At 44.9% G+C, this 15,483-nt stretch carries 9 protein-coding genes; 6 read left to right on the forward strand and 3 right to left on the reverse strand.

The features are described 5' to 3' along the window. Positions 1-22: 22 nt before the first annotated feature. Positions 23-2,302 carry a YgiQ family radical SAM protein gene (locus CTT30_RS05380; RefSeq protein ID WP_252036242.1) on the reverse strand — a complete coding sequence of 760 codons (2,280 nt, stop codon included), beginning with the start codon at positions 2,300-2,302 and terminating at the stop codon, positions 23-25. A gap of 212 nt (positions 2,303-2,514) precedes the next feature. On the opposite strand from CTT30_RS05380, the gene CTT30_RS05385 reads away from it, so the two are divergent. From CTT30_RS05385 to CTT30_RS05395, 3 genes are all read left to right on the forward strand, one after another. Then, entirely contained in the window at positions 2,515-4,989 is a 2,475-nt protein-coding gene (locus CTT30_RS05385; RefSeq protein ID WP_252036243.1) for an EAL domain-containing protein, read from the forward strand. A 117-nt stretch (positions 4,990-5,106) separates the two neighbouring features. Continuing rightward, positions 5,107-5,787, forward strand: coding sequence for an HI_1241 family integral membrane domain (locus CTT30_RS05390; protein ID WP_252036244.1), 681 nt, complete (start codon positions 5,107-5,109; stop codon positions 5,785-5,787). A 75-nt stretch (positions 5,788-5,862) separates the two neighbouring features. After that, the gene (locus CTT30_RS05395) at positions 5,863-6,063 is read left to right on the forward strand and encodes a DUF4250 domain-containing protein (RefSeq protein ID WP_239836651.1); all 201 of its coding nucleotides are present in this window, start codon (positions 5,863-5,865) and stop codon (positions 6,061-6,063) included. Positions 6,064-6,092: 29 nt separating this feature from the next. Here CTT30_RS05395 and metR read toward each other — a convergent pair whose 3' ends face one another. After that, positions 6,093-7,004, reverse strand: coding sequence for an HTH-type transcriptional regulator MetR (gene metR, locus CTT30_RS05400; RefSeq protein ID WP_239875384.1), 912 nt, complete (start codon positions 7,002-7,004; stop codon positions 6,093-6,095). Between the two features lie 277 nt (positions 7,005-7,281). Between metR and metE the strand changes: the two genes are divergently transcribed. Together metE and CTT30_RS05410 are read left to right on the forward strand one after the other, a co-directional pair. Beyond that, complete coding sequence (gene metE / locus CTT30_RS05405; RefSeq protein ID WP_252036245.1) at positions 7,282-9,564, forward strand: 5-methyltetrahydropteroyltriglutamate--homocysteine S-methyltransferase; 2,283 nt, start codon at positions 7,282-7,284, stop codon at positions 9,562-9,564. A gap of 273 nt (positions 9,565-9,837) precedes the next feature. Then, on the forward strand, positions 9,838-14,331 hold the full coding sequence (locus tag CTT30_RS05410; RefSeq protein WP_252036246.1) for a phosphodiester glycosidase family protein: 4,494 nt from the start codon (positions 9,838-9,840) through the stop codon (positions 14,329-14,331). A 154-nt stretch (positions 14,332-14,485) separates the two neighbouring features. On the opposite strand, the gene ohr is transcribed toward CTT30_RS05410, so the two are convergent. Further along, positions 14,486-14,908 carry an organic hydroperoxide reductase Ohr gene (ohr, locus tag CTT30_RS05415; protein ID WP_239836648.1) on the reverse strand — a complete coding sequence of 141 codons (423 nt, stop codon included), beginning with the start codon at positions 14,906-14,908 and terminating at the stop codon, positions 14,486-14,488. A 115-nt stretch (positions 14,909-15,023) separates the two neighbouring features. Between ohr and ohrR the strand changes: the two genes are divergently transcribed. Further along, the gene (ohrR, locus tag CTT30_RS05420) at positions 15,024-15,482 is read left to right on the forward strand and encodes a transcriptional regulator OhrR (protein WP_239868324.1); all 459 of its coding nucleotides are present in this window, start codon (positions 15,024-15,026) and stop codon (positions 15,480-15,482) included. Position 15,483: the final 1 nt, after the last annotated feature.

A 15,483-nucleotide genomic window follows, 5' to 3' on the forward strand; every position in this document is an offset into this window, starting at 1 on the left:
GAAATGTGTTAAAGTGGTTTGCTTATCGACGTTTAGGTTTGCGACCTGCCGAAGGTTTCCCGCCCGCTACTGGCCTGCTATTTCCTTGACCAGCCGATTTTCCGTTGCGACCACCTGTTGGTTTACCACCGTTGCCTGAGTTGCGGCTATTGTTTGGCTTTTTGTTACCAGAGCCGTTCATCTTTTCAAAACCTGGCTGGCTCTTGGTGTGCTTGGTTGCGAATCGATTCGAGCCATGACGACCAGATTTTCTTCGCTGTGCGGGAGTCAGGGCTTCATTGTCTTCTGCTGGGACTAGACAGCTTGGTTTGTCGCCTATCAGGTGTTTTTTGCCCATGCTGATCAATGCCTCGCGGATCAAAGGCCAGTTGGCGGGATCATGGTAGCGAAGTAGGGCTTTATGTAATCGGCGTTGGCGCTCACCCTTCGCAACTGGGACTTCCTCACGCTGTTTGTATTTCACTCGCTTAAGCGGGTTCGTTTCTGAGTAATACATAGAGGTGGCATTACACATAGGTGATGGGTAGAAGTTTTGTACTTGATCGCACTCGAAGTCGTTTTTCTTCAGCCATAGAGCCAAGTTCAGCATATCTTCATCTTCGGTGCCTGGGTGCGCGGAGATGAAGTAAGGGATCAGATACTGCTTCTTACCTGCTTCAGCACTGTACTTTTCGAACATTTCTTTGAAGCGGTCATAAGTGCCCATGCCCGGCTTCATCATCAGATCAAGCGGACCTTTTTCTGTGTGCTCAGGCGCTATCTTCAAGTAACCACCAACATGGTGTGTAACCAGTTCTTTAACGTATTCTGGTGACTCGATGGCCAAATCGTAACGAACGCCAGAAGCTATCATTACCTTCTTTACGCCTTCTACTTTGCGCGCTGCGCGATACAGATCGATAGTGTGCTTGTGGTCGGTATTCAGCTTGTTACAGATCCCAGGGAAAACACACGATGGACGGCGACAGTTTGCTTCAGCTTTCGGATCGCTACAGCCGAGTCGATACATGTTTGCAGTTGGACCACCAAGATCGGAAATAGTACCAGTGAAGCCTGGTACTTTGTCTCGGATCTCTTCAAGCTCGTTTATGATCGACTCTTGAGAACGGTTTTGGATGATACGACCTTCGTGCTCAGTAATAGAACAGAAAGAACAGCCACCAAAACAGCCACGCATGATGTTCACGGAGGTTTTGATCATGTCGTAGGCAGGAATCTTTGCTTTACCATATTTCGGGTGCGGTACACGGGCGTAAGGCAGGCCGAAAACGTAATCCATTTCTTCCGTTGAAAGAGGAATCGGAGCTTGGTTAACCCAAAGTTCACGATCACCATGACGCTGAATCAATGCACGCCCCGAGTAAGGGTTGGTTTCAAGGTGCATAATACGGCTAGCGTGAGCATAGAGAATTCGGTCATTATTCAGCTTTTCAAAGTGTGGAATGCGCACTGCCGTGGTTGCTGCATCATGACGTGATGGACGAATAGTGATTGGCTTCGCTGTTTGTTCTTCTGCTTTTGCTTTAGTGTCACATTGTTCTTCGACGGCATATGGATTGGGCGGTATGAAGGCCTCTTTACGTGGTTTCTCAATGCGTGAAGAGTCAATGATCTTGTAGCCTTCTGGCGCTGCTGGGAGGCTCACTACCGTGCCGCGAATGTTGGTCATATTACCAATATCTTCGCCGTCAGCCAGTCGATGTGCGACCTCAACCAAAGCACGTTCAGCATTACCAAACAGCAATATATCCGCTTTGGCATCAAACAGAATAGAGCGGCGAACTTTGTCTGACCAATAATCGTAGTGGGCCAAACGGCGCAAACTGGCTTCGATTCCTCCGAGAACAATCGGCACCCCTTTGTAGGCTTCTCTACAACGCTGAGAATAAACCAGCGTTGCACGGTCTGGACGTTTTCCCCCTTCATTATTAGGGGTATAAGCATCGTCATGGCGTAGTTTACGATCAGCGGTGTATCGGTTGATCATTGAGTCCATGTTGCCTGCAGTAATACCAAAGAACAGGTTTGGCCTACCCAGTTGAGTAAAGGCATCTTTGTTTTGCCATTCAGGCTGCGCAATAATGCCGACTCGAAATCCCTGTGCTTCTAGCAAGCGGCCAATGATCGCCATGCCAAAGCTGGGGTGATCAACGTAAGCATCGCCAGTTACGATAATAATGTCACAGCTGTCCCATCCTAGGGCATCCATTTCCTTGCGACTTGTCGGTAGGAAAGGGGCATTACCGAAGCATTCTGCCCAGTATTTTTTGTGCTCATGAATAGGGGTGATATTGCTGTACATATTTTGTTCTCTGTTCCAGGGAGCGCGAATTATAGCGGCTTGCGAGCGGAGTATCTACCTCAACATATCCCTAGGTTTTGCATGTTTAAGTGTCTCTCGGTTAGTTATGCATCACGTTGTTATTAGATGTGTTGGCTATATAACAGATTACGGTACCATATGGGACTAGTATTATAGAGTAGTGATGAGCACTAAACTTGAGGTGGGCGCTTATGTATGAGGTTGATTCTGGTACCGCTGTGAAGGAGATGGTCGCGCCTACTCGCCAGCGAAAGTACAAAACGTACGCTTGGCAGTTGGACCTTGTGACTCAGGAATTTAGCTGTGAGCCAGAAGCGATGAAGCAATTATTCGGTTGTGACAAGCTCACCATTTCGGCTAAGGAACTACTTAAGCTATTGCCTACCGCTCAACGCCGTATGGCTCGCACCATGTTTAAAACCGCATTAACCTCCAACAAAGCCCATTCCTTTCCCTGTTGCTTACTGACGCCCAATAGCCTCTTTACTTATGTAGAGTTCATTATCAAAGCTGAAAGTGAGTTTTTACTGAAAGGGGTTGTTGCACCTTGTTTGGTCATTTCATCACGGATGGTGGCAGCAGATATTTTCTATTCTGTGTTTGAGAATAGGCATCATGGTGTGGTCGTAACGGACTCAGAGACTCGAATTCTAGCTTGCAATCGTCATTTCGAGCGTATAACGGGCCATAGGCTTGAGGATATCCTTGGTCTAAAAACGAATATTTTGAATGCAGGGAAACTCAGTGATGATTATTACCGTGAGCTTTGGCAAAGCATAGAACAACATGGGCATTGGAGTGGTCCTATGCTGACAAGAAAGGCTGATGATTCTTTACTGCCTCAAGAACTGACAATTCACAAGATTGAACCCGGGAACGGCGAGTCGTATTTACTGGGGTTGTGTGCAGACTTATCGAATCAGCTTCAGCGGATTGATGGCAGAGAAACTGGCGGTGTAGATTTACTGACGCAACTGCCATCGCGTGAACGCTTTTTAGAGCAGCTCGAGCAAGACTACGCTGACAGCCAATGTGAAGATTTGTTGATCATGTTGGCATTACAACCACAATTTCCTTTGGAGAATGAGCAGGAAATCAAGCGTCAATTTGCCAGTTATATTGCTGAAAATTCGCTAGTCTCGTCTGCTAGTTATGTTGGTGATAGCCGGTTTGCCGTTACGCTAAAAGCGAGTATGAAGCAGGGGAGTGAGAGTATCCGCTCTATCCGAAAGTTAATTAAAGCTTTTTTCCACAGTTTTAAGCATGCTCAAGCGCCCGTTGCACAAGCACTTAGATTTGGTCTCACCGGTGTCTCTGTGTTGCATTCTGATGCGAAATCGCCCAAGCGATTACTCTCGCACGCATTGCAAGCTTTGCTGGAGTTGCACTCAGACGAAAATAAAAGAGTGAGGTTTTATGACCGCGAACTTCACGAACAAGTGGAGCGTAAGAAACGGCTGGAAAGCTGGGTTGAACAAGCCATATTGGAAGAGACAATAGATGTTTTTTACCAACCGATTGTGAATATCAAAAAAGGAAGAATTGATAAATTTGAGGCCTTGTGTCGCTTTCCTGAAAGTGACACTGCCAGCGCCTCAACGCAGGAGTTGATCAATGTCGTTGAAGATCTTGATCTAATTGTCCGATTGGATGATGTTGTCAATCGAAAAGCTATGTCGGCATTGCCGGAACTGCAGCAATTGTTTGGCGAGGACATTGGGCTGTCTGTTAATCGTTCATTCAATTCTAAACAAGACATTGTCGAAATCCTTCGTCACTGTGCCCAGCTCATCGATGAAAGCGGCATTAAACCAAACATGCTGACGATTGAGTTCACCGAAAGTGCGTACTTTGGTGGCGACAGTTATCAAGAGCAGTTACTGGCAGCGATTCGAAAAGCAGGCGTCTCCATCGCGGTTGACGATTTTGGTACTGGGTGCGCGTCTTTCGATTATCTTAATCGAAACTATTTTGATGTACTGAAGATTGATCGAAGCTTTGTTCAAGATATTTGCTTTGGCAGTCGGCAATATCATGTCGTGAATACCATCATTCAGTTAGCCCAAAAACTCAGGCTAAAAGTGGTGGCTGAAGGTGTTGAAACCGAAAGTGAGTATACAACATTACGTAATTTAGGCGTTGATTGCATTCAGGGTTACTTCTTCTCGAAGCCATTGCCAATAAAAGATCTACGATCGGTGAGTCATTACTGTGTTTTACCGTCAACTCAAAGTATGTCAAATGCTAAAACCGGTACGTTATTAGAGTTGATAACACCTCAGTTACCACATCTTGACCCGGGCGAACCTCTGTCCCTTATTTACACTTATTTTAAAACGGAAACGATCAATGTTTTGCCTGTTATTGAATCACATCATTGCGTGGGCATTATTAGCAGAGCTGCAATGAATTTGCATTTGACGCCGAATATGGGAACAGATCATGAGACCAGTAAAGAGCACACGATGTGGCATAAGTCTGCTCACCGTATAATGTCTGCACCGGAATCACTACTGTCTTGGCATACACCATTAATGGAATTGGAAGACTTAATGGCAAGATCACCGCTGCCCTGGGTGCTGGTTGATGATGAATCACGATTCAAAGGTATCGTCGAACATGAAAGAGTTATGCAGTATTTATTGAGTTGTAAATCTAAGCCTTAGACGAGTTTATTTAGGGATGAGCTTTGCAAATTTTTAAATATGAATCGCTGGTGGAATTGGCCTTAGCAAGTCTGTTATTATCCGCACCCATCAGAAATTACAGCGATATCAGACATCATGGTTCAGCAATTGTTAGCAGTGTTTGCTCCTATGCTTTTAGGTGCTCAATTCATTTTGACGCTCATTTTGGTCAAGGGTGATATCTGCCCGGGTCAGAGAGGCCGTATTCATAAGGTCCTTCCTGTGCTCGCAATTATGTGGCTGGCTGTTGCTTCATTGAAAATTGAAGCCATGATGATTGTATTTGCCATTGCATACTTCTACTCTCAAGTTCAAACCAAAAAAACGCGAGTACAAGGGCCAATGTGGGTTATGTACCTTGCTAATGGTTTGGCACTTGCCTATGTTGCGATTGGTATTGGAGAGCAATCCGATCTTGCGGCTAGCCTGAGTGTGTTTATTCAAATCATACTTTTAGGTGCGCTGTTTGCTCACTTGCTCCTCACCGTAGCGAGAACGCGTTTACAAGCTTTTCACCGTATTCTGCCGGTGACTGGTGTGCTTTCAGCAATGCTGATGAGTTTAGCGATTTTGCTTAAAGCCTTTGGCCTAGATGAAGCCATTCTTGCTCAAGCTACTCAGCCACTATTGATTGGGTTTGCACTGCTCATTACTTCGGTTCTTATCTGGTGTTGGCACATCATTATGTCAAAGACGGTACATAAGGCTCAGTTGGCGATTGCATTATTAAGTCTTATCTCGGCAATGACGTTCAATCAAGGCTTGTTTGTTCTTTAGAAGAGAAATCGCTCACTGTTAATTTGAAGATTTGACGCTACGCTTGATATAGATGGTCAACACAGGAGCGTGGTTATGGATATGACTCATGTAGGTCGGTTAGACAGTGCGATTTTACTTGGCATTGTTAATGAAAAGCTGAGACTCGAGTGTGATAGCTTTGAAGAACTCGTGACCATGTATGAAATGGATGTCGAAACAGTGGTGGGGAAATTGGATATATTGGGTTATCAATATGATCCGCTCACCAATCAGTTTAAATCTTACGATAGATAGAATGAAACAGGAGGCTGATGCCTCCTTTTTTATACCGTTTTTATCCCTTCTAAATGGCTTTTTGATTGTTGTCTGGCAGTATTAAAAAAGGCTTGAAGGTAGCGTTTGTCTTTGTCTGAATTTCGTGTTGCAGCGAACAGACGTCGCCACAACCCATCGCCAAAAGAGAGACTGGTAATCAAGCCTTGACGGGAGAACTCGCTTATTGCCCAGTTAGGTAAAGCGGCTACTCCTAAACCGGCAGACACCATTTGTACTAGCATCAGTGTGTTGTCTGCTTGTTTCCATTTGGCGGGCTCAATGCCTGCGGGCTGTAGAAAGTGTTTCACCACGTCAAGTCGGTTCTTTTGAACTGGGTAGGACAACATGGTCTCATTGGCTAAATCTTCCGGCTCAATAGAGGTTTTTGATGCCAGTGGGTGGGTAGTTGCGGTAACTAAGCGCATTTCAAAATCAAAGAGAGGCTCATAATGGACTTCTGATCTTGGTTGAATATCAGAGGTGATCACCAAGTCCAACTCGCCATTCATCAGCGCCGGTAGAGGCTCAAAACCAAATCCAGATGAGAAATCTAGAGTTACACTTGGCCAAGCCACTTGATATTCTCTTAGCGCAGGCATTAGCCACTGAAAACAGGAGTGGCATTCGATAGCCATATGCAAACGTCCGTTAACGTCCTCTTTCAAACTGGCTAATTCATTTTCCGCTCTGGCAATGCGTGGTAGCACTTCATCTGCCAAGCTAAGAAGGATTTCGCCTTCAGAGGTAAATCTCACAGGACGAGTCTTACGCAGAAAAAGCTGACCACCAATACGAGCTTCTAGATCTTTTATTTGATGAGACAGGGCTGACTGAGTCAGATGTAGCGTTGTTGCAGTGGCAGTCAAAGAGCCAGTGTCCCGCAATGTGGCTAATGTTTTCAGATGCTTAATCTCAATCATGAAATCCCTTCAATCTTGCTCGCTGATGATGAATATAACTAACTTACCTGTGTTTTATAGGCATGTAAACATCTAGACGTCTAAAAAGACATTAATGATTGAATTCGTTAGTTGAGCTAATTCGCTGTCGTGGACATGAAGTTTTCTAATAAACAGCTTGAATAATTGGAGGTTGTTCATTCATGTCTTAATCGAGATAGTTTAGCCATCTAGACGCCTTACTGTTGTTTAGGCAGTACAGGCCTAATTGCTTTAATAATCAAGAAGGATTAGAAATATGGCGACGACGACTCATATCCTAGGCTACCCAAGAATCGGCGAAAAGCGTGAATTGAAATTTGCACTGGAGAAATATTGGCGAGGAGAAATTAACCAAGCTGAGCTCAAAGCAGTGGGGGCCCAGCTTCGAAAGAAAAATTGGCAAGTACAATCTGAGGCCGAACTGAGCTTTGTTACCGCAGGTGATTTTGCATGGTATGACCATGTTCTGACCACGACCTTATTACTAGGGCATGTTCCTAAACGTCACCGAGAAGGGGAGTCTGATTTGGATACCTTGTTCAAAGTTGGACGTGGTCAGTCTCAGGCAAATTGTTGCTGTAGCGGATCTGCGGCGTCGGATATGACCAAATGGTTTAACACCAATTATCATTACATCGTACCTGAGTTTAGTCGGGATGATAGCTTTGAAGTTAGCTGGCCTCAACTGTTTGAGGAAGTTAATGAGGCTATCAAAGCGGGACAAAATGTGAAACCTGTTCTGTTAGGTCCGTTGAGCTATCTCTACCTTGGTAAAGAAGTGGAACAAGGGTTTGATCGCTTGACGCTGTTACCACGTCTTCTTACCGCTTATCAAAACATTCTAGCCAAATTAGCAGGCCAAGGTGTTGAGTGGGTGCAGATCGACGAACCTATTCTATCACTAGAGTTGGAGGCACCTTGGCTTGATGCATTCAAGCTTGCTTATCAGGTCATTCGTGGCGAGGTGAAAATACTGCTAACGACCTACTTTGATTCAGTGGAAGACACATTGGACAAGATTGTCGAATTAGAGATCGATGGTTTGCATGTTGACCTGTCAGAAGCCCCAGAACAGTTAAGTGAAGTCATTTCTCGATTACCGAAAGAGTGGGTGTTTTCGGCAGGCGTTATTAATGGGCGCAATGTTTGGCGGGCGGATCTAAGCGCGCAGCTTGCACGGCTTCAGCCTGTGAAAAAGCGTCTGGGCGATAGGTTATGGGTTGCGAGCTCGTGTTCATTGCTTCATAGCCCTGTGGATCTGGATCTTGAACCTGAGTTGACCGAAGAAGTACGCAGTTGGTTTGCTTTTGCAAAGCAAAAAGTGGCCGAAGTGGCCTTATTAGGCAGAGCCTTGGATGGTGATCATCAGGCTATTTTAGCGTGCGATACATACAGTGCTTCAATTCAGGCTCGTAAGAATGCCGTCCACGTCAACAAGCCTCAAGTTCAGCAGCGTCTTAATCAGATAACAAAAGCTTGGTCTGATCGCAGTGTACCTTATGAGGAGCGCGCTCAGTATCAAAATGCGGTATTAGGTTTGCCATTGTTCCCCACAACGACGATTGGTTCTTTTCCACAAACGAATGAAATACGAGTTCAGCGTAGTGCTTACCGTAGCGGCCAGCTATCGGAATCAGACTATTTGACAGCCTTGAAAGGTCACATCGAAGATGCGGTAAAACGCCAGGAAGCACTGGACCTTGATGTACTGGTGCATGGTGAGGCCGAACGTAACGACATGGTGGAATATTTTGCCGAGAACTTAGCAGGGTTTCAAACCACCAAATTTGGCTGGGTACAGAGCTACGGCTCACGATGCGTTAAACCAGCGATAGTCGTTGCGGATATCGAGCGCGAAAAACCCATTACAGTTGAATGGTCGACATATGCCCAGTCACTCACTTCTAAGCAAATGAAAGGGATGTTGACAGGACCAGTGACAATTCTTTGTTGGACATTCCCTCGTGAGGATATCAGTCGCAAAGAAATAACCAATCAATTGGCGCTAGCATTGCGTGATGAAGTGTCTGCTCTGCAAGAGGCAGGTATCAATATTATCCAGATTGATGAGCCGGCTATTCGAGAAGGCTTGCCACTTAAAAAACGTGATCATGCCGAATATTTAGAGTGGGCGGTAGCGGCATTCAAGATCGCTGCAGCCAGTGCCAAGCCCGAGACACAAATCCATACACATATGTGCTATTCAGAGTTTAATGAGATTATTGATTCCGTGGCTGAATTAGATGCGGATGTGATTACGATAGAAACTTCTCGCTCAAATATGGAGTTACTAAAAGCGTTTGAGGAGTTTGACTATCCTAATGAAATTGGCCCTGGCGTTTACGACATTCACTCTCCAAATATCCCAACTGAAGAGTGGATTGAAGGCCTGTTGTACAAGGCCGCTGATAAGATACCGGCAAACCGTTTGTGGGTGAATCCAGATTGCGGTTTGAAGACACGAGACTGGGCAGAAACCGAAGCGTCACTGGCTAACATGGTTTCGGCGGCGAAAAAGCTACGAGTGGCATTTGCTTAATACACCAAAGATGAGATGCCGGCTTTATGTCGGCATTTTTATGTGTGTATCTATACATAATTAAAATAAATAATTTACAGCTTTTTCATTGGCTTAGGGAGTTTATTCTCACGCGTTACTGGTATTTTTTTCATGATTACCCTTAATTATCTATCTTATTGTTTGATGTAAAAAAACTGACTTAGAACTGTAAAACAGAGTTTCTAAAGTGTCGCACTTTTCAATGTGGCGTTGAACAGTTCAAGCCACTTTTAGCCTTTCTTCGGATGAACAATGAAGATCAAGTTTAAATATTCTTCAGTAGCAGTCATGCTGATGCTGGCCTTGTCAGGCTGCGATGACTCTTCTGATAACGACACAGTTAATGGTGACAACAATTTCGGAGTCAACATTATTACCCCGCCCGATGATATTGAAGAGCAGTTTTTACCAATAGATCCACCAGTCGTTGATGGAACTACTGGAGCTGAGCCTGACTCTACCGAGATCTCTGATTACAACGAGTATCAAATTAACTCGGATTTGAAGCTGACCCGTGGTGAACTGAACCACACTAAAGGCTCATCTATCATGTCAATGGAGTTCTTAACCGGAAACGGTTTAGATCTTTTACCGCTAGAGCGCTCAACGGGTCAGTTCACTATGGAATCGACCACCGAGTCAGCCAACAGTGAACTGGAAAAAGGCATCAATGTTATCGGCGCGGTAAATGGAGATTTTTTCGACATTTATGATGGGTGGAACCTAGGTATTTTTACCCGTGATGGAGTGAACTACACCGGTTGGGACACCAATAGTGAAGCCGCCATTGTGATCAAACATGATGGTCAGGTAGACATTGTCGAATCTTCCCCTTATTTCGAGCTGGTTTGGGCTTTAAATGGTGGTGAGTTTGAGCGCGTAAAAGGGGTTCACTATTTCGATAAAGCTGAACATATAAGTAAAATTTATACGTCAGAAACCCCAGATAAGGGCTCAATTTCGATTTACCCAGGCGATAGTTACCGCGGCACAGTCGATCTCTCTAGTATGACTGGTGCTTTGGTCAAACCTGAGGTAAACGGCATCACTGTGGTGGCAAACAGCGATGATTCGGCACAAGTGCAGTTTGCTCCTTTAGCGGGTGAAATCACTGAGATTATTCAAGGGGATAGTAGTTATGTGATCCCTTCTGGCTACGCGCTAGTGGCTTACGATGCTGGAAAAACAGATTTGGCAATAGGTGATAAATTCGAGGCTAAATTTATCACCGAAGACTCGGATTGGGCTGATGTAAAGCACGCTATCGGTGCCGGCAACCATGCACACTTGCTTGTTAAAGAGGGCGAGCTTTCTGATGGTGCTATCGATGATCCAAGCGATATCAATAGTCGTACCGCATTTGGTATTAAGGCAGATGGATCCTCTTTCTTTCTTACGGTGGATAAACCTGTTGGTTCTAATGGCGATGGCATTAGTTTGAAGAAGCTGGGTCAAATCATGCTGGGTTATGGCGCAGTGAAAGCGGTTAACCTAGATGGTGGCGGCTCGACCACTATGGTGGCGAAGATGCCTGGGCAGAAACAAAATCATGTGATTAATGTCCCTGCTGATGGCAGTGAGCGTGAAGTTGCCAATAAACTGGCACTGACTTTAGATAAAGATCAAGCGACTTATCCTGATGATGTGGCGATTTATCCAAAAACTATGACCATTTTGGCTGGTGCTGAATATGAGAGCTTTATGGCGATTGGCTACGATGGCTCCACGCTTGCTGGAAATGAGGTCGATAAAGAGTTTGGTATTAGCTCAATCGATATCGGTCGAATAAATATTGATTCAGGTGCATTTAAAGCGTCTGACAAAGCGGCTGAAGGTTATGTCGGTGTTAATGTCGGTGAGCTGCAAGGCTTTGCTCAAGTTGAAGTGGTAGACAGTGTTGATTCTCTCATCTTCGATTTGGAGGAAGTGACTGTGGATGCGGGCGGTGAAGTGACGCTCCTCCCGACTCTTATTGCTAACGATGAACAGGTAACCTATACACCTGACCAACTTGAATATCAGCTAAGTAGTGATGAGTTTGGCTATATTGACCCAGAGACTGGGGTTTTCCATGCCAAAGATGTTCAAGGCGCGGAAGTTGAAGCGACGGTTAAATATCAAGACCAGCAAGCCTCTGTACTGATTAAGATAGGTGTACCACCTGAGGTGGTGGATGACTTTGAGTCTGGGGTTGATACTTATGTAGCTAGTGGTTCTAGACATTTGGAAGTTAACATTGAGCCAGAAAGTGAAAATGTCTTTGATGGTAGCTCTGCATTAAAGTTAAGCTGGATAACAGACCCAGCACAGCCAGGCACGTTTGGTGCTTATGTGGTAGATGATCTGCAACGAGAACTTAGCGGTTATCCTCAAGCATTTGGTGTGAATGTTTATATTCCCGAAGAGCTGGCTGGAAAAGAGTGGTGGGTGCGCGGCAAGCTTGTCGATAAAAATGGCTCTGACGTAGCCATCGATTACAATAATGAAGGTGATAGTTTGCCCGAGAAAGGCTGGCACTTTATGCAAGCGCCAGTACCTGAAGGCTTTACTCCTCCATTTAAAATGAGTGAACCATTCCGTTTCTTGGTGTTGGAAACAGCCAATCGCATTGATTCGCACGTTATTCTTGATAACTTCACGACCATTTATAGCAGTGATACCGACCTGAATGGCCCAAGTGTGACCGTGACACCAGCAGACCAAGAGACGGTCGACAGCCAAGATGTTTCGATTCGTCTGCAGTTATTTGACGACTCAGAAGTGGATTTCGAGCGCACCGAACTGATCCTAGATGGCGAAGATGTCAGTGGCTCACTGCAAAGCAATGGCATTGATGCGGTATGGTTTGATGCGAGCGGTTTGTCTGATGGTTGGCACAAGGTCGAATATCGTGCTTACGATAAGAATGGCAACGTTTCTGCAGGGGACACACTATTTAATGTGGTGACCGATCAATCTCGAGTGTATGTTGAATCTGAACATGAGTTGATCTATCCATCAGGTACGTTTGATTTCCCTGTTAAAGTGACTAAAGGCGAAGATCTCGGTACCTTTGTTCTAGAGCTGACTTATGATGCGACTAAATCGCAGTTGATTGTTCAGGCTGAAGATATTGTGCCTACTGATGTTGAAACAGATGTGGGTTATTGGAAAGGCACCTTCACTGGTATGGACGAAAATTCAGAGACTTTGGCTCGCGTTGAGCTAATGGTTAATGATTATGTTCAGAACAGTGCTATATCTCTGGGCATTGGCGGTACCCTAGATGGTGAAACTTACTATCATCCAATGATCAAGCAGGATGTGGGTGGTAAGTATATGCTGATCACGGACCACACTATTCAAGGTCAAACGAAATGGCTATTGGTCACCGATGCACAAGGCAAACCTGCTCCTGGTGTTGAGGTAGAAACCTTCTTGTATAACAGTGAAAACGATGAAGTTTCATTCCCTAGATGGTTAGGTACCACAGATCACACAGGTAGAGTTGAGTTCGATGAGATAGATGCAGGGCCAAGCCGAGAAGTTTATTTCCGAGCTTATGATGATGAAGGCGCTTCTCTGATGTCTACTTTGATGTCTCTTGATGAGCAGTTAACAGATGTACCAAGTCAAGTGTTTATTACACCAGGTCGTGATGTGAGTGAGGTGAATGTAACTTGGTTCACCGAATCTACGGTTGAAGATACAGTGGCTTTTTATGGTACGGATGGTTTGAACCAAACCGCTTCTGTTACTTCTTCTGAGATCTTACCGTTTTTCTACGGTGAGGAAGCGGGTGTTGTTCGTGTTCATCATGCTCTATTGAGCGGCTTGAAACCTGGTACTGAGTACCAATATCGAGTGGGTCATCAAGGGAAGTTGAGTGAAACTTATCGCTTTACTACCGATGATCAAGACGATGATGTGCGTATCATGTTGTACGGTGACACGCAAACAACCGGTGATGGTAGTATTAACCATGGTGCTCCTCTGGTGACTGAGCTGTTTGATAAAATGGAGAGTCAACTTCCAGATACTGACCTTATCATGCATGTTGGTGACTTTACTGAAGATATGAGTGACTACCAATTGGTGCGTCAATTCTTCGATGCAATTTCTGGTGAAGGTCGTCTGGCGTCTAAGCTATTCGTTCCGACTGTGGGTAATCATGAGGTTTATAACGAAGGACGCGAGAAATTCGAAGCCATCTTCAATACACCTCAGAACGGGCCTTTCGGATACCCTAACCAAAAGTCTATCTATAGTTTTGATTATGGCAACGCTCATATTGCTGTGTTGAATACCGAACTCTTTACTGATGAAGAGTGGATTGATATGACCGATTGGCTGGTAAATGATATGCAAGCTTCTGATAAGCCATGGAAACTAGTTATGCTGCACCGTCCACCATACAATGCGAATCCGAATTCGGGTAATGACATGGTGAATCAGTACCTTCCGCAAGCAGCAGACACAGCAGGCGTTGACCTTGTGCTCTCGGGTCATGACCATATCTACTCTCGCAGTGTTGCGGTTGAAGGTGGTAAGCCAAACGCTGCAGGGGTGAACTATTTGATTGCAGGTTCTGCGTCAATGAAGTTCTATGATGCGGGTCAAGATGGCATAGTACCGATTGCAGATGTTTTGTATGACGATGATGTTCATACTTTCACAACTTTGCATATTCAAGGCGAAGAGCTGACAATCGAGTCACGCAATATCAATGGTGTGCTAATTGACAGTAAAGTTCTGACCAACAATTGAACTTGAATTCGATTATATTGAAGCTCTAAATGAAAATAGAGACCCATTTGGGTCTCTATTGTTATGTCGCGGTGTCTCTTGAATACGAGGTTTTTAGTCAGGGACATCTTTTGGAAGCTCATACCGAAGGTTTAATCTTCGGTTGCTATCTAACTTAGATCGACTCACCATTTACACTGACCTGAACATCCACATTACCACGGACCGCGTTTGAGTACGGACATACCTGATGGGCAACGCGTGTGAGCTCCAAAGCTTGTTCTTGTGGTAAGTCCACTTCTGCAGCTAGGCTTACAGTAAGTGCAAATCCACCATTGTCATTTGGACCAATTCCTACCTCTGCCGTGACAGGTGCTTGGCTAAGGGCCACTTTCGCTTCACGAGCAACATGCAAAATGGCATTAGAGAAACAGGCAGAATAACCTGCGGCAAAAAGTTGTTCTGGGTTAGTCGCTGCACCACTACCGCCCATTTCTTTCGGATAAGTCAGTTCTAGATCAAGTAAACCATCGTCTGTTTTAACTTGGCCGTTACGACCTGCCAGTGCTTTAGCGGAAGTTTTGTATAGAGTTGTCATGTTATCTTTCCTTCTATTTGTGTTGTGTGCAATTTAATTGCTTGCAATATTAGATCGAAAGTTGTCTGGAATGCAACTATATTGTGCGCAACTTAAATGTTTCTGTGAGCGTCGAATGAGAGAATGCCAAAACGTAGACAACATAACAGATGAAGAGAAGTTGCTTCTCGATAATCAGCTTTGCTTCCCACTTTACAGTGCTGCTAATGCCGTCATCCGCGCGTATCGTCCTATGCTTGATAAGTTGGATCTCACCTACTCACAGTATTTAGTGATGATGCTGCTATGGGAGAAAGACGGTGCTAGCGTAAAGGACTTAGGTACAAGGCTGTACCTTGATTCAGGCACGTTGACACCATTACTGAAAAGGTTAGAAGCAAAAGGGTTTGTTATAAGGGGAAGAAGTCAGGACGATGAGAGAGTGAGAGTGCTTAACCTAACCAAATCAGGTCAAGCACTGAAAGAAACCGCCAAGTCAGTCCCTAACGCTATGCGCTGTAAAATCGACCTTGAACTCGATGAACTGATTACGTTGAAACAGTTATGTGAAAAAGTGCTGAAGAACCTAGTTTAGG

The sequence above is a fragment of the Vibrio coralliilyticus genome, assembly GCF_024449095.1.
GTDB lineage: Bacteria > Pseudomonadota > Gammaproteobacteria > Enterobacterales > Vibrionaceae > Vibrio > Vibrio coralliilyticus_A.

What these genes read in the sequence shown, in the direction of transcription:
- CTT30_RS05380 (WP_252036242.1), bottom strand. Translation starts at nt 2,302, where the DNA reads ATGTACAGCAATATCACCCCTATTCATGAGCACAAAAAATACTGGGCA.
- CTT30_RS05385 (WP_252036243.1), top strand. Translation starts at nt 2,515, where the DNA reads ATGTATGAGGTTGATTCTGGTACCGCTGTGAAGGAGATGGTCGCGCCT.
- CTT30_RS05390 (WP_252036244.1), top strand. Translation starts at nt 5,107, where the DNA reads ATGGTTCAGCAATTGTTAGCAGTGTTTGCTCCTATGCTTTTAGGTGCT.
- CTT30_RS05395 (WP_239836651.1), top strand. Translation starts at nt 5,863, where the DNA reads ATGGATATGACTCATGTAGGTCGGTTAGACAGTGCGATTTTACTTGGC.
- metR (WP_239875384.1), bottom strand. Translation starts at nt 7,004, where the DNA reads ATGATTGAGATTAAGCATCTGAAAACATTAGCCACATTGCGGGACACT.
- metE (WP_252036245.1), top strand. Translation starts at nt 7,282, where the DNA reads ATGGCGACGACGACTCATATCCTAGGCTACCCAAGAATCGGCGAAAAG.
- CTT30_RS05410 (WP_252036246.1), top strand. Translation starts at nt 9,838, where the DNA reads ATGAAGATCAAGTTTAAATATTCTTCAGTAGCAGTCATGCTGATGCTG.
- ohr (WP_239836648.1), bottom strand. Translation starts at nt 14,908, where the DNA reads ATGACAACTCTATACAAAACTTCCGCTAAAGCACTGGCAGGTCGTAAC.
- ohrR (WP_239868324.1), top strand. Translation starts at nt 15,024, where the DNA reads ATGAGAGAATGCCAAAACGTAGACAACATAACAGATGAAGAGAAGTTG.